Source organism: Crenobacter caeni (genome assembly GCF_010435965.1).
GTDB classification, from domain to species: Bacteria; Pseudomonadota; Gammaproteobacteria; order Burkholderiales; family Chromobacteriaceae; genus Craterilacuibacter; species Craterilacuibacter caeni.
Window position 1 is genome coordinate 52,256 of record NZ_JAAGAA010000015.1, and the last position, 19,722, is coordinate 71,977.

The 19,722-nt window shown below is 59.9% G+C and carries 17 protein-coding genes and 1 CRISPR repeat array; of the genes, 6 read left to right on the forward strand and 11 right to left on the reverse strand.

Annotation, left to right across the window (positions count from 1 at the left end):
• Nucleotides 1-128 precede the first annotated feature (128 nt).
• The 4 genes from csy1 to cas6f are packed head-to-tail and all read left to right on the forward strand — an operon-like array spanning nucleotide 129 to nucleotide 4,160.
• The gene (gene csy1 / locus GZH52_RS14880; RefSeq protein ID WP_239058148.1) at nucleotides 129-1,568 is read left to right on the forward strand and encodes a type I-F CRISPR-associated protein Csy1; all 1,440 of its coding nucleotides are present in this window, start codon (nucleotides 129-131) and stop codon (nucleotides 1,566-1,568) included.
• Nucleotides 1,555-2,550 (forward strand): type I-F CRISPR-associated protein Csy2, encoded by a 996-nt coding sequence (gene csy2 / locus GZH52_RS14885; RefSeq protein ID WP_163317618.1) that lies wholly within the window; start codon nucleotides 1,555-1,557, stop codon nucleotides 2,548-2,550. The genes csy1 and csy2 overlap by 14 nt, the downstream gene beginning before the upstream one ends.
• A complete protein-coding gene (csy3, locus tag GZH52_RS14890; protein ID WP_163317620.1) occupies nucleotides 2,547-3,569 on the forward strand; it encodes a type I-F CRISPR-associated protein Csy3 in 1,023 nt (340 codons plus the stop codon). Before csy2 ends, csy3 begins: the two co-directional genes overlap by 4 nt.
• Nucleotides 3,570-3,572: 3 nt before the next feature.
• Nucleotides 3,573-4,160, forward strand: coding sequence for a type I-F CRISPR-associated endoribonuclease Cas6/Csy4 (cas6f, locus tag GZH52_RS14895; protein WP_163317622.1), 588 nt, complete (start codon nucleotides 3,573-3,575; stop codon nucleotides 4,158-4,160).
• A 169-nt stretch (nucleotides 4,161-4,329) separates the two neighbouring features.
• A CRISPR array of direct repeats spans nucleotides 4,330-10,840; the repeat unit is 28 nt; unit sequence GTTCACTGCCGGACAGGCAGCTCAGAAA.
• 66 nt (nucleotides 10,841-10,906) lie between these two features.
• Here cas6f and GZH52_RS14900 read toward each other — a convergent pair.
• The 11 genes from GZH52_RS14900 to GZH52_RS14950 form a co-directional block, all read right to left on the reverse strand.
• The gene (locus GZH52_RS14900) at nucleotides 10,907-11,401 is read right to left on the reverse strand and encodes a GNAT family N-acetyltransferase (RefSeq protein ID WP_163317624.1); all 495 of its coding nucleotides are present in this window, start codon (nucleotides 11,399-11,401) and stop codon (nucleotides 10,907-10,909) included.
• The gene (locus GZH52_RS14905) at nucleotides 11,398-11,664 is read right to left on the reverse strand and encodes a type II toxin-antitoxin system TacA family antitoxin (protein WP_163317626.1); all 267 of its coding nucleotides are present in this window, start codon (nucleotides 11,662-11,664) and stop codon (nucleotides 11,398-11,400) included. Before GZH52_RS14905 ends, GZH52_RS14900 begins: the two co-directional genes overlap by 4 nt.
• 151 nt (nucleotides 11,665-11,815) lie before the next feature.
• Nucleotides 11,816-12,382 (reverse strand): DUF6155 family protein, encoded by a 567-nt coding sequence (locus tag GZH52_RS14910; RefSeq protein ID WP_203525789.1) that lies wholly within the window; start codon nucleotides 12,380-12,382, stop codon nucleotides 11,816-11,818.
• Between the two features lie 73 nt (nucleotides 12,383-12,455).
• Nucleotides 12,456-12,785, reverse strand: coding sequence for an H-NS histone family protein (locus tag GZH52_RS14915; RefSeq protein ID WP_163317628.1), 330 nt, complete (start codon nucleotides 12,783-12,785; stop codon nucleotides 12,456-12,458).
• Nucleotides 12,786-12,963: 178 nt separating this feature from the next.
• Entirely contained in the window at nucleotides 12,964-14,148 is a 1,185-nt protein-coding gene (locus GZH52_RS14920) for a tyrosine-type recombinase/integrase (RefSeq protein WP_163317630.1), read from the reverse strand.
• Entirely contained in the window at nucleotides 14,145-14,723 is a 579-nt protein-coding gene (locus tag GZH52_RS14925) for a hypothetical protein (RefSeq protein WP_163317632.1), read from the reverse strand. The genes GZH52_RS14920 and GZH52_RS14925 overlap by 4 nt, the downstream gene beginning before the upstream one ends.
• 528 nt (nucleotides 14,724-15,251) lie before the next feature.
• Nucleotides 15,252-15,551 (reverse strand): hypothetical protein, encoded by a 300-nt coding sequence (locus tag GZH52_RS14930; RefSeq protein WP_163317634.1) that lies wholly within the window; start codon nucleotides 15,549-15,551, stop codon nucleotides 15,252-15,254.
• 2 nt (nucleotides 15,552-15,553) lie between these two features.
• On the reverse strand, nucleotides 15,554-16,291 hold the full coding sequence (locus GZH52_RS14935) for a metallophosphoesterase (RefSeq protein ID WP_163317636.1): 738 nt from the start codon (nucleotides 16,289-16,291) through the stop codon (nucleotides 15,554-15,556).
• Entirely contained in the window at nucleotides 16,260-16,769 is a 510-nt protein-coding gene (locus GZH52_RS14940; protein WP_163317638.1) for a hypothetical protein, read from the reverse strand. Before GZH52_RS14940 ends, GZH52_RS14935 begins: the two co-directional genes overlap by 32 nt.
• A 17-nt stretch (nucleotides 16,770-16,786) precedes the next feature.
• Nucleotides 16,787-17,281 carry a hypothetical protein gene (locus tag GZH52_RS14945; protein ID WP_163317640.1) on the reverse strand — a complete coding sequence of 165 codons (495 nt, stop codon included), beginning with the start codon at nucleotides 17,279-17,281 and terminating at the stop codon, nucleotides 16,787-16,789.
• Nucleotides 17,278-17,673 carry a hypothetical protein gene (locus tag GZH52_RS14950; protein ID WP_163317641.1) on the reverse strand — a complete coding sequence of 132 codons (396 nt, stop codon included), beginning with the start codon at nucleotides 17,671-17,673 and terminating at the stop codon, nucleotides 17,278-17,280. The genes GZH52_RS14945 and GZH52_RS14950 overlap by 4 nt, the downstream gene beginning before the upstream one ends.
• A 381-nt stretch (nucleotides 17,674-18,054) precedes the next feature.
• On the opposite strand from GZH52_RS14950, the gene GZH52_RS14955 reads away from it, so the two are divergent.
• The gene (locus GZH52_RS14955) at nucleotides 18,055-18,306 is read left to right on the forward strand and encodes a helix-turn-helix domain-containing protein (protein ID WP_163317643.1); all 252 of its coding nucleotides are present in this window, start codon (nucleotides 18,055-18,057) and stop codon (nucleotides 18,304-18,306) included.
• A gap of 1 nt (nucleotide 18,307) precedes the next feature.
• Nucleotides 18,308-19,645 (forward strand): type II toxin-antitoxin system HipA family toxin, encoded by a 1,338-nt coding sequence (locus tag GZH52_RS14960; protein WP_163317645.1) that lies wholly within the window; start codon nucleotides 18,308-18,310, stop codon nucleotides 19,643-19,645.
• The last annotated feature ends 77 nt before the right edge of the window (nucleotides 19,646-19,722 follow it).

The following is a 19,722-nucleotide window of genomic DNA, read 5'->3' on the forward strand; positions in this document are numbered from 1 at the left end:
TATTTGTGGCCAACTTTAAGGTTGGCCACAGGTGTTTTTAAGGCAAATCAAAGCATTATTCATTCAGCAATGATATTTTCGTAATTGAATTATGACAATGATATTGCAGGAAGGATTCATGGTCTGTGATGGCCAAGTGCTTCCAAACCCTTTTGCAGGTGGAGGATATGGGCGAACAAACACCCCGCAGCAAGACCCTTGCGGCCTTGATTGCCGAATTTATTCACGGCCGCCTCACCGACAAGCTCGACAAGCTTGCCGAAGACGACCCCAAACGCGACGCGCTGCTTGCGCAATACCAGCCCACCGTCTGGCTGGCAGACGCGGCCCGCCGCGTGTCGCAATTGCAGCTGGTGACGCACCCGCTGAAAGCCACCCATCCTGATGCTCGTGGCAGCAGCCTGTTTGTCACCCCTGATAGCCTGCCGGTGCGGCAGGAGGTCGGCACCCATGCACTGGCCGGTTTTGCCAGTGATGTGGTGGGCAATGCGGCGGCACTGGATGTGTATAAATTCCTCAAGCTGGAGCACGAGGGCTGCAGCCTGCTGGCGCTGTTGCAGGCTAGCGATGCCGATGTACTGGCGGCCTTGAGCGACGATGCCGAACAGGCCGAAGCCTGGCGCGAGGCGTTTTGCAGCATTACCGAGCCGGCCGGCGGCCCCGCCAGCCATAGCCTGGCCAAACAGGTCTACTGGCCGGTGTCGCCAGACGACTTTCCGCCCGATGCGCTGGATGACAGTCATTTCCACCTGCTGTCGGTGCTGAATTCCAGCGCGGTGTCGCACTGGCTGTATAGCCGGATTCAGACGCACCGTTTTGGCGAGGATGGCAAGGCAGCGCGGCAGGCGCGGCGCGATGGCGTGGCGCATCCGCATGGCTATCACGATTACCCCTTGCTGGCCGAGGAGAAAAAAGGCGGCACCAAGCCGCAGAACATCTCCCAGCTCAATAGCGAGCGCAAGGGCAGCAACTACCTGATCGTCTCCTTGCCGCCACTGTGGGACAGCAGCCTCACCCGCCCGCTGTATGGTGTGGACAGCCTGTTCGTGCGTTTTGGCCGCCTGCCGCAGGTACGCCGCCTGTTGCGTGAGCTGCGCAACTACCTCGGCAAGCAAAAGCCCGAGGCCAACAATATGCATATCCGTAATCGTCGCGATGCTTGGCTGGATGACATTTTTACCGAGCTATTGCAGTTTGGCGCGGCGTTCAGCAATGGCTTGCCCAAGGGCTGGACGGCCGATAACAACTGCCGTCTGCCGCTGGATGAGCAATGCTGGCTGGACCCGTACCGCGCCGAAGACGACGCAGACTTCAATCAGACTTTCCAGCGGCAGGATTGGCCGACTCAGCTGGCCGAGCGCTTTGCGCGCTGGCTCAACGGCCAACTGGGGGCGGAGCGCCTTGCGAAAAACCAGTTGTCGCTGAACGAGGCCGAATTTGACTACTGGCGGCGCGAGCTGGCGCACGATCTGGCCTGGCAGCGTGATCTGGATACCAGGCGCCGCGGGCTGGACAACCGCCTGTTGCCCACCGCCAGCACCGAGGAGGCACAGCATGAGCCAGCCTAAACTGCCCGATATCGACGCGCTGCTGCACATCCCGCAGTTGTCGGTACAAAACGCCAATGCCATCAGCGGCCCGCACAGCTGGGGCCACCCCGGCCCCACGCATTTCACCGGCCAGATGACGGCACTGGAACGCAAGCTCGGCGCGGATTTTGGCCTGCACTTTGTCGCAGTCGGCATCATCAGCCACGGCTACCAGACCCAGACCAATGGCGATTATGTGCAGCGTTTCAACCTCAGCCGCAACCCGGTCGGCAAGGATGGTTCAACCTGCGCCATTGTTGAGGAAGGCCGCATTCACCTGCAGCTGTCGCTGGTCTACGGCCTGCAACTGGATACGGCACGCAAAGCCGCCAGCGATGAGACGCTGGACGCGCTGGCGCAACAGGTTGACCGCACGCTGGAAACCTTGCGCATTGCCGGTGGCAGCGTCTTGCCCGGCCGCAGTGCACTCAAGCCGCGCCTGATCAGGCTGGCCGATGGCGAAGATGATCGCGCCACGCAGTTCCGCCATTTGCGCCGTTACCTGATGCCGGGCTATGCACTGGTAGCGCGTGACGACCTGCTGCATAGCCATCTGGCCACGCTGCAGCAGGACACACCCGACGCCAGCCTGCTGGATGCCTGGCTCGACCAGTCGCGCCTGAACCATACCCCGACGCAAGACGACGAAGGCAACACTGTCTGGCAGGCGCAGCGTGGCAGTGGCCAGGGCTGGATGGTGCCGCTGCCGGTGGGCTACGGCGCGATTTCGCCGCTGTATGAGGCTGGCACGGTAGCAGGCACCCGCGACGACAGCACGCCGGTGCGCTTTGTCGAAAGCCTGTATTCGCTGGGCCAGTGGCTCAGCCCGCATCGCCTGCACGATTATCGCCAGCTTTTGTGGTACCCGACGCACGACGCGGCCAGCGGTGTTTACCGCTGCCGCAATGACTACCAAGCAGCCACCCAAACCGAACACGACACTGTGGGAGTAACAGCATGAGCAAACTGGAAAACGCCTCCGTCCTCGCTTTTGAACGCAAGCTGGATCCGTCCGACGCGCTGTTTTTTGCCGGCAACTGGGCCGACCGCCAGACCAGCGAAGCTTGGACGCATGTCGAAGTGCGTGAAAAATCCGTGCGCGGCACCATCTCCAACCGTCTGAAAGCCAAAGATCAGGATCCGGCCAAACTCGACGCCGCGATTGAAAACCCCAACCTGCAAACCGTCGATGTCGCCACCCTGCCGCACGATGCAGACACCCTGAAAGTGCGTTTCACCTTGCGTGTACTGGCCGGCGTGGGCGAGCCTTCCGCCTGCAACAAGGCCGATTACCGCGCCAAGCTGCTGGCCACCGTCGCCGCCTATCGCGAGGCTCACGGCTTTGGCGAGCTGGCGCAACGCTATGCGGCCAACCTGGCCAATGGCCGCTATCTGTGGCGTAACCGTATCGGCGCCGAACAGGTGGAAGTCCATGTCGAGCAGCTGCAAGACGGCAAGGCCGTGCAGGGTTGGACCTTCGATGCGTTGGCGATGGGCCTGAACGAGCTCGCCTCTGGTGGCAATGTCATCGAGCTGGGTGCGCTGATCGAAGACGGCCTCGCCGGCAAGGCGCATGTGTTGCTGCAAATCACCGCCTATGTGCGCAGCGGTGCCGGACAAGAGGTGTTTCCGAGTCAGGAGCTGATTCTCGACCGTGGCCGTGGCGACAAGAGCAAGACGCTGTATTTTGTGACGCAGAAAGACCGCAAGATCGCCGCCATCCACTCGCAAAAGATCGGCAACGCCCTGCGCACCATCGATACCTGGTACGAAGACGCCGCCGCTAACGGCCCTATCGCCATCGAGCCCTACGGCTCAGTCACCACCCAGGGTAAGGCTTATCGCCAACCCAAGCAGAAGCTCGACTTCTACACCCTGCTCGACAACTGGGTGCTGAAAGATGCCACGCCACCAGCCGAACAGCAGCATTTCGTTATCGCCACCCTGATTCGCGGCGGCGTATTCGGTGAGGCGGGCTAAACCATGGACCACTATCTGGATATCCGCCTGAGGCCGGACCCGGAATTCGCCCTGCCGCTATTGATGGGCGCGCTGTACGTCAAGCTGCACCGCGTGCTGGCCGCGCAGCAGCGCAGCGACATCGGCGCGAGCTTCCCCGGCTATTCGCTGGTGACCCCAACCGGCAAAGGCAAAACCGTACCGCCCACGCTGGGCGACACCTTGCGCCTGCACGGTAGTGCCTCCGCGCTGGATGGCCTGATGGCCGCCAACTGGCTGGCCGGCATGCGCGACCACGTCACGCTGGGCAATATCCAGCCGGTGCCGCTACACGCCAGCCTCATCCGCGTACAGCGCAAGCAGGCCAAGAGCAACCCGGGTAAGGAACGCGAGCGGCTGATGCGGCGCAAGGGCGTCAGCGAAGCCGAAGCACTGCAGCTGATCCCAGACGACAAGGCCAAATGGCTGGATTTGCCTTACCTGACGTTGACGAGCCAGAGCACCGGCCAACGCTTCCTGCTGTTTATTGCGCAGCAAGCGGCAACGCAGGCGGCCAGCGGCGAATTCAACGCCTACGCACTGAGTCAGACCGCCACCCTGCCGGCGTTTTAACGGCAACGGGTTGCGGCCAACCTACCAGCGTTGGCCGCAACCCTTTTTGGGGTGAGTAAATCCTGTTCTTTAAAAATCAGAGACTTATGGCAAGGCGTGGAAAAAGGGTTTCTAGCAGTAAAGTCGCTGTGCGCCTTGCCAGCCAAGGCGTGCAGCCGGAAGGCCGCTAGTTCACTGCCGGACAGGCAGCTCAGAAAATTTCCGAGTCAAGGGGATGATATGAAAGACCGTTCACTGCCGGACAGGCAGCTCAGAAAATGGAAAAACATGATTTGTTGCTCGAACGGGCGTTCACTGCCGGACAGGCAGCTCAGAAATCCATCCTTCGGCCTGCCGCTTGGCAGCAAACGTTCACTGCCGGACAGGCAGCTCAGAAATTGTGGATGGCTGGGTTACGCCTCGTCATCCAGTTCACTGCCGGACAGGCAGCTCAGAAAACATCATCGTCGCTCCGCAGTCCACCCAGACAGTTCACTGCCGGACAGGCAGCTCAGAAATGAAGGCAATCTTCGTCAACCTGAAGACCACCTGTTCACTGCCGGACAGGCAGCTCAGAAAAGAGGCTGGCGAGGTCGATCTCAACGCTTTCAGTTCACTGCCGGACAGGCAGCTCAGAAACTGATGATCGACAAGGGGCAGGCCGGCTACGAGTTCACTGCCGGACAGGCAGCTCAGAAATTTAGGGAAACGGTCGGGAAGCAGTTGGGACAGTTCACTGCCGGACAGGCAGCTCAGAAATGAGACTGCGGGGTAGCCTCAAAAGGAGGCGTGTTCACTGCCGGACAGGCAGCTCAGAAAAGATCATCCGGCAGATCGGCCTTCCTGTGTCCGTTCACTGCCGGACAGGCAGCTCAGAAAACGGTTTTGACGCCTCTTACGGCCGTGTTTGTGTTCACTGCCGGACAGGCAGCTCAGAAAGCTGTGGTGCTTGCATCCGTCCAGGAGCCGCCGTTCACTGCCGGACAGGCAGCTCAGAAAAGCCAGGTCAGCGCGGACGCCGTTGCGCCATGGTTCACTGCCGGACAGGCAGCTCAGAAAATCCACGGCACGCGGTTCTGGCCGATGCGCCAGTTCACTGCCGCACAGGCAGCTCAGAAAGTACTTGGTGGCCTTGGCGGCGATCAGCGCGTGTTCACTGCCGGACAGGCAGCTCAGAAATGCACGGCGGACACTTCGAGCGCGTCCGGGATGTTCACTGCCGGACAGGCAGCTCAGAAATTAACTGCCACCGTCGCCGGAGAGAGCTGGATGTTCACTGCCGGACAGGCAGCTCAGAAAGCCCCGCTTTGGCAGACACAGCGCCGGGTGCGGTTCACTGCCGGACAGGCAGCTCAGAAATGGAACACCACCGCCAACGCCGCCGTCACCGTGTTCACTGCCGGACAGGCAGCTCAGAAATGGAGGCGATGAGCCAGAAGCTGCTGGCGAAGGTTCACTGCCGGACAGGCAGCTCAGAAAATACACCTACACTGGTAACCAGATTGGCTGGTGTTCACTGCCGGACAGGCAGCTCAGAAACGTCAGCAGCGGCTACTACCGCATTCGCGCTAAGTTCACTGCCGGACAGGCAGCTCAGAAATGTCTGGCGCGTAGTTCAGCCGGTTGGTGCGCGTTCACTGCCGGACAGGCAGCTCAGAAAGGCAGGTTCAGGCGCCACACAAAACGCCACGGGTTCACTGCCGGACAGGCAGCTCAGAAATATAAGCGCATCGTGCTGTGCCTGGGCGGGACGTTCACTGCCGGACAGGCAGCTCAGAAAGAAACTGCCGCACGTGACTAGGGCGGCCAGCTGTTCACTGCCGGACAGGCAGCTCAGAAATTGCGCCCGGGCGGGCTGTTGGTGGTTGTGTGGTTCACTGCCGGACAGGCAGCTCAGAAATGATGCCCCGGCATCGCCGCCGGCGGCAAGTCGTTCACTGCCGGACAGGCAGCTCAGAAATGACCGACCGGGCCGAATACCTCTGTAGCCTTGTTCACTGCCGGACAGGCAGCTCAGAAAAAATGCTGCTGATCGTATTGGGACATGCTGACGTTCACTGCCGGACAGGCAGCTCAGAAAAGCAAGTACCACGCTTACGACAAGCAGGGCGAGTTCACTGCCGGACAGGCAGCTCAGAAAGGATGGCATCACGCTGCTGACCCCGCTCGACCGTTCACTGCCGGACAGGCAGCTCAGAAATCGTGCTCGGCCTGCGCTCTCGCTTCGCGGTCGTTCACTGCCGGACAGGCAGCTCAGAAAACATACAGATAGTTGGTGGCGCTGGCGGCCAGTGTTCACTGCCGGACAGGCAGCTCAGAAAGTATCAGTCTGTCGCGTGATGTCGAGGTGTGGGTTCACTGCCGGACAGGCAGCTCAGAAATTCTCCCGTGCCGCGTTGTGCTCGGCATAGGTGTTCACTGCCGGACAGGCAGCTCAGAAATCAACGTCTCACGGCTTCGGACGGTTCAAATGGTTCACTGCCGGACAGGCAGCTCAGAAAAAGCGCCGCCCGACCATGCTTGTCTACTGCGAGTTCACTGCCGGACAGGCAGCTCAGAAACGCTGCGCCTGGCGGTGCGCGTACTGGCCGACGTTCACTGCCGGACAGGCAGCTCAGAAAAGCAGAAACCAAGCGCACATCGTCGCGGTGATGTTCACTGCCGGACAGGCAGCTCAGAAAAAGAACGTCGCCCCCAAGCTGGGCCTGAACTGGTTCACTGCCGGACAGGCAGCTCAGAAAAGCCCCATGATGCCGATCTTCTGCCGAAAATCGTTCACTGCCGGACAGGCAGCTCAGAAATCATACGACTTGCCGCCACCTGGCGCACCAATGTTCACTGCCGGACAGGCAGCTCAGAAATTCGCGTTTCGATTTGATCTCAGTCCTCAACAGTTCACTGCCGGACAGGCAGCTCAGAAAACCCTGCACAAGCGATTGTTAAGCAACCGCTTGTTCACTGCCGGACAGGCAGCTCAGAAACTCCTGTTGCGGTGTTGGCCACTGGTCGCCGAGTTCACTGCCGGACAGGCAGCTCAGAAAATGCAGGTGAGCAAGACCAAGGTGCGGCTGGAGTTCACTGCCGGACAGGCAGCTCAGAAATCAGTAACAAACACGCACATACACACTTACCTGTTCACTGCCGGACAGGCAGCTCAGAAATGGCGCACACCTGGTCAGCCGGCCGCCGCCCGGTTCACTGCCGGACAGGCAGCTCAGAAAGACTTCCAGAAACGGCTGCAACCGCTGCTGGAGTTCACTGCCGGACAGGCAGCTCAGAAAAACGTGCAGCTAATCGTTGGCTATCGCGGGATGTTCACTGCCGGACAGGCAGCTCAGAAAAACTGGCGAAGGCCAACGCCGAACGGCGCCAAGTTCACTGCCGGACAGGCAGCTCAGAAAGCATCGAATGGGTGCTGGAGGCGACGCGCGACGTTCACTGCCGGACAGGCAGCTCAGAAAATACCAAAAACATTGGCCGACCATAAGCCGGCGTTCACTGCCGGACAGGCAGCTCAGAAATTCCTGCCATCCGCAAGACCGGCGGCTACCAGGTTCACTGCCGGACAGGCAGCTCAGAAAATCGCAGCCCTGCGCCAGAGCGGCTGGATCATGTTCACTGCCGGACAGGCAGCTCAGAAAAGGCTGATGAAGATTGGCAAATCGTTCAGATTGTTCACTGCCGGACAGGCAGCTCAGAAAGCCTCGCTTCTTCTCTTCCAAATCCTGCTCCTGTTCACTGCCGGACAGGCAGCTCAGAAAATAACCGTTTGACGGTAAATTCGCCATCAATCGTTCACTGCCGGACAGGCAGCTCAGAAAGTCCAGAGCGACCGGCGCCGGCTTGCGCGCTCGTTCACTGCCGGACAGGCAGCTCAGAAATTCGACGATCAGTGCCCCGGCGTCCGGGAACCGTTCACTGCCGGACAGGCAGCTCAGAAAATCCAGTAGCGCCAAAGTGCGCTCTATTTCGAGTTCACTGCCGGACAGGCAGCTCAGAAAAAATGACAACCCCGACACCGAACATCACCCAAGTTCACTGCCGGACAGGCAGCTCAGAAAAGCCAGCTCGTCACCGACACCCGCCCAGTACAGTTCACTGCCGGACAGGCAGCTCAGAAATATGCCGGCTGCAACTACGCGAAGGATGGCTAGTTCACTGCCGGACAGGCAGCTCAGAAAAGGCAGCCGCTTGAGCATGTCGCGCACAGCGAGTTCACTGCCGGACAGGCAGCTCAGAAAAGCGGCGGCACCGGGGTGTAGTCGTAGTCGATGTTCACTGCCGGACAGGCAGCTCAGAAACTGTGCGGCGGCCTTCATGGCAGGAAAGACGCGTTCACTGCCGGACAGGCAGCTCAGAAAACGTAGAGGCGTTCACCAGTGGACAGAAAGCCGTTCACTGCCGGACAGGCAGCTCAGAAATCAAGGGCCACTCCGTCACGCTCGACGTGATGGTTCACTGCCGGACAGGCAGCTCAGAAATAGCTCTTCTTGTAATCGCCGGCTTGTCCGGCGTTCACTGCCGGACAGGCAGCTCAGAAATGCTTCACCACTGTCTTGCGGCACATTTCGCCGTTCACTGCCGGACAGGCAGCTCAGAAAGGCAGCTACAAGGTCGTCGCGTGCGGCGCGATGTTCACTGCCGGACAGGCAGCTCAGAAATATACGCGGCGCCGCCTCCTGCGGCGGCCGTCGTTCACTGCCGGACAGGCAGCTCAGAAATTTCCGGTCTCAAGACCGGCAAGCGCAAGCGAGTTCACTGCCGGACAGGCAGCTCAGAAAGTCTTGCGCGACCAGGCGACCACGCCCGGCCAGTTCACTGCCGGACAGGCAGCTCAGAAAATTCCTGTATCCGCTTAGTGCCTGCTTGCTGAGTTCACTGCCGGACAGGCAGCTCAGAAACAAGTCTGGCGGCAAAACTCCGTTTCAGCTTTGTTCACTGCCGGACAGGCAGCTCAGAAATCAATCAGCCATCCAGCAAATGCGCCAAGTATGTTCACTGCCGGACAGGCAGCTCAGAAATTGCGGACGAACGTCTCCGAGCGGCTGATGCCGTTCACTGCCGGACAGGCAGCTCAGAAAAACAGCACCCGCTCCACCTCATCGTCACTGACGTTCACTGCCGGACAGGCAGCTCAGAAAACCCAATGGCTGGCGCTGCCGCTGCCGGGTACGTTCACTGCCGGACAGGCAGCTCAGAAAGCATCCTGGAGGACGCCGAGCAGGGGCAACTGGTTCACTGCCGGACAGGCAGCTCAGAAAAGCTGACGCTGGCGCGGCTGCTGATGGTCTCGGTTCACTGCCGGACAGGCAGCTCAGAAAGTCACAGCGTCAGGCAGCGGTGGCCACGCGCTGTTCACTGCCGGACAGGCAGCTCAGAAAAGTGCCGATTCGATGTCCGGGTAGATCGCCCGGTTCACTGCCGGACAGGCAGCTCAGAAATTGGGCAAGACCATCTTGGATTGAATAATGCAGTTCACTGCCGGACAGGCAGCTCAGAAATGCCCGGATTCGCGCCAACGCCCGGTACAAGCGTTCACTGCCGGACAGGCAGCTCAGAAATTGATAATGCCCAGGCTCTCCGCCAGCGACGCGTTCACTGCCGGACAGGCAGCTCAGAAAAACGTGATGCCGTCACGCGCGTCACGCTGCGTGTTCACTGCCGGACAGGCAGCTCAGAAATATATCGGAAGAAGCTAACGCTTCTTCCTCTTGTTCACTGCCGGACAGGCAGCTCAGAAACTGACATTCGGGACATCGACCCGACCGGCGCGGTTCACTGCCGGACAGGCAGCTCAGAAATGTTTGCTTCTGCGTGTGTAAGGCTGGTTGAGGTTCACTGCCGGACAGGCAGCTCAGAAAAACACCTTGATGCCCCCGCCTGAGCAGCTGCCGTTCACTGCCGGACAGGCAGCTCAGAAATCTGATCGTATGGCGGCCAGCTCGGCGCCTGAGTTCACTGCCGGACAGGCAGCTCAGAAAATCACCCAATGGGGCGAGCGTGAGCTGGAAGAGTTCACTGCCGGACAGGCAGCTCAGAAAAAAGGGAAAGACGCGGGGACGGTTTCTGGATTGTTCACTGCCGGACAGGCAGCTCAGAAATCGAGCAGCAGATAGCCGCCGTCCGCGCCCAGGTTCACTGCCGGACAGGCAGCTCAGAAAATCAGCTTGTAGAAGGTGGTGCCGCCCGGCCAGTTCACTGCCGGACAGGCAGCTCAGAAAAGCGCGGCGCCGCTACCAAACGTAGCGACGGCGTTCACTGCCGGACAGGCAGCTCAGAAAATGAAGCAACTTGTGGTTGCCGGTAATGCACTGTTCACTGCCGGACAGGCAGCTCAGAAACAAGAGTTTCAACTCCCGCTTGCACGTAGGATGTTCACTGCCGGACAGGCAGCTCAGAAAGACAACAGCCAGCAGGGCGGGGCCGTGGCCGAGTTCACTGCCGGACAGGCAGCTCAGAAAAACGTGCCCCCGTATTGCAGTCCTCAACCTCTGTTCACTGCCGGACAGGCAGCTCAGAAAGCGCCGGTGCCGCCCACGGCAAAACCGGTGATGTTCACTGCCGGACAGGCAGCTCAGAAATATCGGTTAACCGCCGATGACGATTTTACGGAGTTCACTGCCGGACAGGCAGCTCAGAAAGACGCATGGCCTCGCTGACGGCAGCGAGAGTCGTTCACTGCCGGACAGGCAGCTCAGAAAATGTAGCTCAGCAGCTTAACGCGGTCGCCCTCGTGCACTGCCGGGCGGGAGAAAGTGGAGAGGGTGTCACAAGTTGGCATGACTCAGGCGCAACATCAATATCAACGGATCTGCTGGAGAAGCTTGGAATCCGTAATGCTCATAAAACAACTTGGCGCGCTCGTGCAGGGCATGCACGAGTAAGGCACGAACGCCTGTATTCTGCGCAACGTTCACTGTACGGTTGACGGCATCCTGCAACAGTGAACCACCAAGCTTGATGCCTTGGGCACGGTGATCGACCGCAAGTCTGGCCAGGACAATCACGGGCACAGGATCAGGCATGTTTCTACGCACACCGCCTGTCGCGAGTTGATGCGATACGGCACCAGCCGCCATTGCGTAGTAGCCATAAACACGACGTTCTTTATCAGCAACGACAAAAGTTCGACTGGCTCCACTTACCTGATTGGCCATCCCCCGACGCTTGAGCCACTCATCCAGCACCGGCTCGCCACAGGAAAAATCTGTGCAGTGATGATCCGATGTCAGTGGCTGCGGCGCGATAAGGTCAAGGCTCATGCCTTGTCCCATGCAGGCTTCAGTGCAAACAGGCGTTCCAGCCCTGCGTTGGGCGTTGGAGGCGCATCGAGCAAGTCAACAAACTGCTGGAATTTGTCAGCGTCCAGCGTAAAGTGCACCTGATCGAGCACTACGGACTGGGCGCGCTCACAGGCGGCCTCCAGCATGAAGTCCGAACGATTCTTGCCCAACAAGTTAGCGGCGTGATCAATGAGGTCACGCTGCTCCGGCAGGGCGCGTAGATTTATAGCGGCAGCACGCATGGCGAGGCTCCTTGTGCATACACAACAGATATACAAAAGGTAGACGCATGTATAGCTATTGTCAACACACCCAGAACTGATTGGACAATTTCCTGTCTTTCGCTCCCAGCCAGCACTTCCCACTATCCCGGCGCGCGGCAAGTCGCGGCCTTCAGCCCGGGGGCGTTGACGCGCCCGCCGCCAAGCCGGCATCCGCCCAAAGCTGATCAAAATCCTCGCCTACGCCCCAACCGATATTTTGTCCCTGGTGACGCACCTGCTCGAGCCGCACCCAGAAGGCCACCTGCTGCCCCTGTGGCAGGGCAAGTACATATTTCAAAGCTTGCTCGAACATCCGCACCAGTGCGTCGTAAAAGCTTTCGTCTTCCACACCGCGCCACGTCAAAAGATTGAATGCTTCTTCACAGTAGAATACTGCCAACTCAGCCAAGCCTTCCGGCTGCCCCAAGGCCTTCTTGTAATCGCTGATCGCTTTCTTGGCTTTGGCCACCGAGACTGGCTTGCGAACATCGGCGGGGTTGATCCATTGCGTGATTGTGGCCTTGTAGTGCTTGATCGGATCGTCACCCAGCCCCAAGCGGGCATTCAAGAAGGCCTGGTTATCCTTGCTGGCCGAGTAAAGCTCCTTGAGCAAACCAAGCAGATCGGCACGGTCGAAATCAGCCAGCTTTGTTTTGACATCAATCCAGCTAAGGCTATTCTTTCCCGCTATTGTCATCTCTGATGTTCTCCGTGAATACAAAGCAAAATGGCCCCAGACATGTCTGGGGCCATTTTGGAGTCTACTCGGATTACTTGATTTCGATTGCTTCGAGCTGACCGCCAGCAGCTAGGTAGTCTTCCACCCAGCGCGGCTTGCGGCCACGGCCGGTCCACTCGTTGCCGTTGGCGTCGCGGTATTTGGCTGCAACCGGACCACGCGAACCCTTGCCGCTGGAGGCTTGCTTCAGGCCTTCGACGTTGACGGTCAGGCCAGCGGCGCGGGCGATTTCCAGGATCTTTTCAGCAGCTTCACGCTTGGCAGATTCTTTCTTGCTTTCCAGTGCGGCGGTCAGCTTTTCGATGGCCGCTTCGATTTCGGCCAGCGATGCGGTATTGGTGTCAATGATGACTTCGGACATTGTTTTCCCCATGATTATTTATTAGGCAACGCACAACACACGCCGTTGCAGGTTTTCATACTAAGGCACAGTTGATTTTATTGCAATGAATCCGTGGATAGCCGATTGGACATCATCGTTCACACCAATGCTATTGACTTGAATTTCAAAAGATAAATTCAATCATCACGGCATCCATTCAACCTCGGTCTATCCGCAGCTTTTCCATATCTTGATGTCGCGCATCAAGCTCGGTATGCAAATACCGGCTGGTCGTACTCAAATCGGCATGACCCAGCGTGTCCTTCACCGAATGGATAGACTGGCCCGAGCTAGCCATCCATGAGGCAGCCGTATGACGCAACCAGTGCGCAGATGCGGCCTCAAGCGCGCCCGCCTCGTCCGGTCGGCCATGGTCACGCAGATATTCAGCTGCCTGTCTGAAAAGCTGCTTCAAAATAATATGCGCGGCCTGGCGGGTCATCGGCGCCGTGTCCAGGGCCCCACCCTTGAGTGGCTTGACCTTGCACACCAAGGGCAAATGCTCATTGGCCGCAGGCGTGTCCGGCAAACCCAAGCCTCGCCGATAGTCGGCCAGCGCGGCCATCAGTTCGCTATTGACCGGCACCTGCCGGTGCTTGCTCCCCTTGCCCAACACATCTACATACCAGCACAGCTTGCCACTGCGGTTGGGCAGGGCATACAACTGGCTCATCCGGGTTTCCACAATTTCGCTTACGCGCAGGCCGGTCAGCAGGGCCAGCGTCAACAGCCATTGGTTACGTGCTACCGTCCGAGCGGCCGCGGGCGTGTCGCATGGCTGCATCTCCAGCACCGCAAACACCGTCTGGATCTGTGCCTCACTCAGCAATCGGGTAATCCGCCGGTCGCCGCGCTGCCGCTGTTTGCGCGCCAAGGTCAGCGGATTACTGCAGAGATAGCGCGCTTCGACCAGCCAGGTGAAAAGCGCATTCAGCACGGACATGGACAGGCGGATCGAGCTCTCGCTGAGCGGCCCGGTGAAGGGGCGCCAATCGGGGTGACTGCGCCGATGCCGGCACGCAGAGACCCAGAATGCGGCGGGCTGAGGGTTAGCCAGGAACCCCCGGTACAGCACGAAGTCCTCATGCCTGAGGTCGGACAGGGTTGCCCCACGCAAGGCCGCCCAGCGGTAGAGCCGATCGGCTTCGCGCAGATAGCTCTCGCGCGTATGCTCGGACTCGGCCACATTGGCCAGCCAGGCGATCACCGCCTCGCGGTCATTCTGAGCCCGCAGGCGGCAGCTCTGATCAAGGTTGCGGTTGGCGCCGACGGACTGCGCAAGCTGTCCGTGCAAGGCCGGCAGCGGCTGCGCGTCGAGCAGCGCAATCTCAGTGTCCCTCATAAAGCCGCTCCACCCTTTTCTGGCCGCACGATCCGCCCGGTCGTGTAGAAATAGTCGTCAAACAGCGCCGCGCCAAACCAGTCCTCCCCTGCCGGGAAACACACCAAAAACTGAGTCTCTGTACCCGAACCCCGCACCGCCTTGATGTAGCCATCTGCGTCCCCCTCCTCGGCCAAGCCGCAGGTCGCATGGCACGCCACGCTTTCATACAGTTCGGCCGACACGGTCATCGCCTGGATGACCTCTCCCGGCTTGGGCCGCGCGGGCCGTCCTTGCCGCCTGCGCTGTGCATGCAAGGCTTTCAATTCAGCGGCACGCAGCGTGGGCAAGGCGGCCAGTGCGAACAGCCAATGCGCCGGCCGATCGGGATTGGCAGCGATCCGACTGGCGGTCGCCACCGACACCTCCCACAGGAAGGCGGCATCCGACAAGGAAAGCCCTTTTTCGCGAAGCACACCGTGAAACTCGGCTTTGCTCAGGGCGCGTGGCTGCCATGGCTGATTTGCTGTTTCTGGAGGGGTGTTGGTGTCATTCCGCTTGACGGACATCCGGAGTCGTCCTTCGATATCGCGCAATAAATGTTTGCATATACGCAAACATTTTATCTCTATCTATTTGATTAATATGTACTTTGCCAGCAATGCACAACCCATGCAAAGCGACCTCATGCAGCAATTTTGGGCGTATTTTAGCACCATTGCATTTTATCTTAACATTATTGGTCTAATGTAAAAACATCAAACATAAAAGCCATTTATATAGCGCATTGTGGCGCATTGCGCTTAGATTCACTCGCCAAGATACACTCAAGGGAACTTCCAGAAACCTGCCGTTCAGGCATGAACTGAGCATACTCAGACCGAATGCGCCGATGAAGAACCCGTTCGCCACCGAAGGACGTGAAAGCAAGCGGTCCAAGCTGAACGACCCGCTGGAATCGCTAGGTCTCATGTCGACTTTGCCGTGCTGGGCTGGCGGCCAGCATCGACCGGACACTACCGGGGCCGAAGGAAGCTCGTGGCGTACTGGCCGACCCGATCATGCGGCGACCGAAGGGCGGCAATTGATCTACGAAGGAATCCTTCACAGTTCAACGGAGCGAACTACCGAGGCTTTCTCGATACTTCACTCGCGGCATCATCGTCCAACGGTGAAACGATGTCGCCCTCCCACTGAACCGTGCCGGCCATCGCGCCGAACAGGCTTTCGACCTCCGGGGACGGCGCATCGAAATCGCCGGGGCCTTGCAGCTTGCCTTTGAGTGCTCCAATCCGCTTGGGCGCCTCATCCAGCACCTCCGCCCCCACCTCGCCCATTGCCTCCCATGCCTCATCACGCGGCATGCCCTCCGGCATTTCGGCCAGCAGGTCGTCCAGTCGATAGCGTTTTCGCTTGTTTCGCATCGTCAAACCTCGATGATCTGTCTCGGATCGAACCCCGTCATTTCGCGCCCGTAGCCCTTGGGGTTCGAAATGACCTGCGTATCGCCCACAACGTAGCTCACCGCATGGTGCGTGTGGCCGTGGAACCAGAAGTCCACGCCGTCGAAAAGACGCTCCCAATCGTTGCAGAAGGCAGGCGTGATACCGTGCCCCTGATACTTCGGCGGCGTGGATCGCGGCGATGGCGCGTGGTGCGTCACCACCACCGTTTTGCCGTCGAACGGCTGCGCGATCTGCTCGGCCAGCCATGCCCGCGCCAGCAAGGCGCGACGGCGCACCTCCTGCGGATTCAGCAGATCAAAGCCACCCTCGCCGTGCGAAATGTTGGCGTAGTCATTCATACGCGGCCCGGCGAACGCCATTGCCACCTCGGGATCGCCGGCCACCTCGAAGTCCGTCCAGCCGGTCGCCGCGATGAAGCGCACATCGCCAATCACGATCACGTCCAGGTCGAGCACCCGCACGCGATCGTCGCCAGCTGCCCGCATGTCGGCCAGCATGGCGTCCATGTTCGACTTGTAGAACTCATGATTGCCGGGGACATAGAGCACCGTCCCGCTGAAAGCATCACGCGCCCACGCAACACCCGCACCCCTCGAGGCAATATCGCCGGCCAGCACCGTCACATCGGCGTCCGTCACCGCCGGCTGGTACGGATTGCCGAACTCGTTATGCAGGTCGGACAGAAGATGGACTCGCATCGATTCCGTGCTCCCTCTCGAAAATAATCAGTTCGGCCAGCATGGCAACCAGCATCGAGCGCCGGATCACGTTGACCACCTCGCCCCTGCCGTCCCGTTGCCACGCGGCCACCTGACGGCCAAGCTGGCTCGGCTTGCAGCGAATCGGCGCGTGCGAATCCTTGCCATCCAGCCGCGTGAACGCCAGAAACGATTCTTCCAGCTCTCGCCACCAACCAAACAGCGGGCGGGCGTCGGCGACGCCCCGCTCGCGCTCGAACACCATGATTTCGGCCAGCAGGCTTTCGAGCGTGTCCTTGTCCACGATGCCGGAAAGCTCGCCCTTGCCGGCACGGCGCAGCATGTCCGCTGCCCCGTCCAGTTCGCCAGCCTTGCAGCGCCCCGGCGTGTAGAGTTTTTCGCCGTCCAGCACCGTGAAGAACAGGACGCTAGTTTCCGGATCATCAGGCGTTGCGCCACCCGTTTCGAACCCGTGCATTCGCTTCCGCCCAAGCCTCACCACACCCTCCTTGCCTTGCGGTCATTCCACGACAGCCACCCCGCACGGTGCGCCTCAGCGTCGAACAGCGCATGATGCTCGGCCTTGCCTGTCCTGCGGCGAAACCGCGCCACGCCAAGCCGGAACGGCTCCAGATCGGTGATCGCGTTCAGGTCGATCCAGCCATCCAGATTCGCCGGCCATTGGCCGTCCAGCGCGTCATAGAGCAGATCACGATCATGAACCGAATCAGCGGCGATCTGTACGCTGCGCGGCAGGCTGGCAAAGAAGCCCAGCAGGCGCTCGCGCACTCGATCCCTACGAGTGATCGCCTCGGGCGAGCGGCCAAGCTGCGGCAGCACGGCCTCCCAAACGAAAGCCGAGCACTTGGCGCGGTCGAAGTCCTGCACCTCCAGATAGAGGCTATGCCGGCCGTCCTGGCTGACGGCACCAAGGCTCAGAAGCTCGCAGTCGAGGAAGTCGGTGAACTCTGTGTCGAGGAACAGGATCACGTCGTTTTCCTTGTTTGAAAGGGGGCTGCCCCGATCAATGAAAACAGGGCGTCGCCATGATCCATGACGCACACCTCGACCGGCTCTCGCAGCATCGCCTCGGCGTCTTCGGCATCAAGGCCGATCAGCGCAAAGCTGGCCGCGTCGCCCTCCAGCAGCAGCACGCCGGCATCGGGGAACACCCGCACGCACATGTCGGGCGTCATGCCCTCTACGATCGTCACCAGGACGAGGCGGCCGTGGTTATCGGGGTTGGCGGTCGAAAGCATGTCGTAGGCGATCCGCTTGCCGGGGCGCTCGCCCGTGAATAGCTCAGGGCGGTGCGCGAGTGCCCGCGCAATCTCTGGCGGTGGTCGCATCAGCGACGCGACCAATTCGGAGTGGATGGTCATCGGCTTTTCGGCTTGGCAGATCCCCTGCCAGACAATCTACCGACTCACGGGAAGACGGCGCAAGTTGGAGGCAATCTTTCAAGGCGCAACGGGTGCCCCTCACGTGCAGCCTCCATACGTACCGACCAGCACCTCGCCACAGCCGATGCCACCGTCGTGCCACAGCCTATCACAGCGGCCCACTGGCACTGAAAGCTGACCCGCGAAGTTGGCCAAACGCACCTCCTCTCCTCGGCTCAACATTCGTTGCGGCAGAAAGGTTCATGCAACACCAACCGAAGCATTAACATGCTATGCGTTGTAAAATCAAAATACATCACTTGGGTTGTTTTTCGCATTTACAACTCATAGTATGTAAAATACCGTACAGAGACGAGCACCATGCACTACCCCATCATCACGCCGGAACAATTGCCTGCCATGTTGCGTGGCCTTCGCCAGCGCGCCGGACTGACCCAGACACAGGCGGCCGAACGGCTCGGCATCAGCCAGCAAAGCTATGCACGACTGGAAGCCCGCCCAGCGACGGCCAGCGTAGAGCGGCTACACAAGCTGCTGCACGCGCTGGACGCCGAGCTGGCAATTCACACCCGCGAAGATAAACCGGCAGCAGCCAGCGACGAGGCTTGGTGAAATGGGCCGCAAAAGCCACCGGCAACAGTTGAACGTGTGGATGAACGGCCTGTTGGTCGGCGAATGGGCCCTCACCCGCAGCGGCGAAACTTTCGCCTACCACGACAGCTGGCTCAATCACTCGCAAGCGCGGCCTCTATCACTTTCACTGCCCTTTTTGCCCGGCAATGCCGCGTATCGTGGTGCGGTGGTCAACGCCTATTTCGATAACCTGCTACCCGATAGCGATGCCATCCGTCGCCGTCTGGCACAACGCTACCGGTTAAGCGACAGCGCGCCGTTTACCTTGCTGGCAGCGCTAGGGCGCGACTGCGTGGGCGCGCTGCAACTGTTGCCAGAAGACGAAACACCACAAGATCTGCAGCGCATCACCGGGGAGCCCCTGTCTGAAGCAGACATCGCGACCCTGCTGCGGCAAACAACGCAGGCCGGCTGGCCTGGCCAGATGGCTCATGACACCGACTTGCGCCTATCCATTGCCGGCGCGCAAGAAAAAACAGCACTGCTGTACCACGCCGGGCACTGGCAAAGCCCGCTGGGCAGCACACCGACCACCCATATCTTGAAACTACCACTGGGGCTGGTGGGCGGCATGCAGGCCGACATGCGCAGTTCGGTGGAAAACGAATGGCTGTGCGCGCAACTGGTTGCCGCATTCGGCCTGCCGGTAGCACGCTGCGACATCGCCCGCTTTGAAGAGCAGAAAGTTTTGGTGGTCGAACGCTTTGACCGACGGCTATCCGCCGACAACAGCTGGCTAATACGCCTGCCACAAGAAGATCTCTGCCAGGCTACGGGCACCCCACCCCACCTCAAGTACCAGAGTGATGGCGGCCCGGGGATGGCTCGCATCCTCGACATTCTGGCCGGGTCAGAGAACAGCGAAGTCGACCGCCGCCAGTTCTTCAAGACACAAGTCGTGTTCTGGTTGCTGGCCGCCACTGACGGTCATGCCAAGAACTTTAGCCTGTTCCATCTGCCGGGTGGCCGGTATCGAGCAACACCGCTATACGACATCCTGTCCGCCCATCCCGTCATCGGCCATGGTGCCGGCCAGATAGCACCACAAAAAGCTAAGCTCGCGATGGCTGTACGCGGGCAAAGCAACCACTACCTGATCGATCGCATCCAGCCACGCCACTGGCTGGCACAAGCGCGCAGCAGTGGCCTGACCGAAGCATGGGCCAAGGACCTGCTGAGCGAGTTGGCCGATAGCACAAGCGAGGTTTTACAGGCGGTTGAGCGTAATCTGCCGCCCGATTTTCCGACCGACGTAGCGCAGGCCATTTTTGACGGTATACGGCGCCAGCGCGACAGACTGACCGCCCGGCACAACTGATCCAAGCGTTGCGTACGCGACCAGGGTCTACACACTCGAATTGCATTGCGAACAGCGCTTATAGCGCAATGAAATTG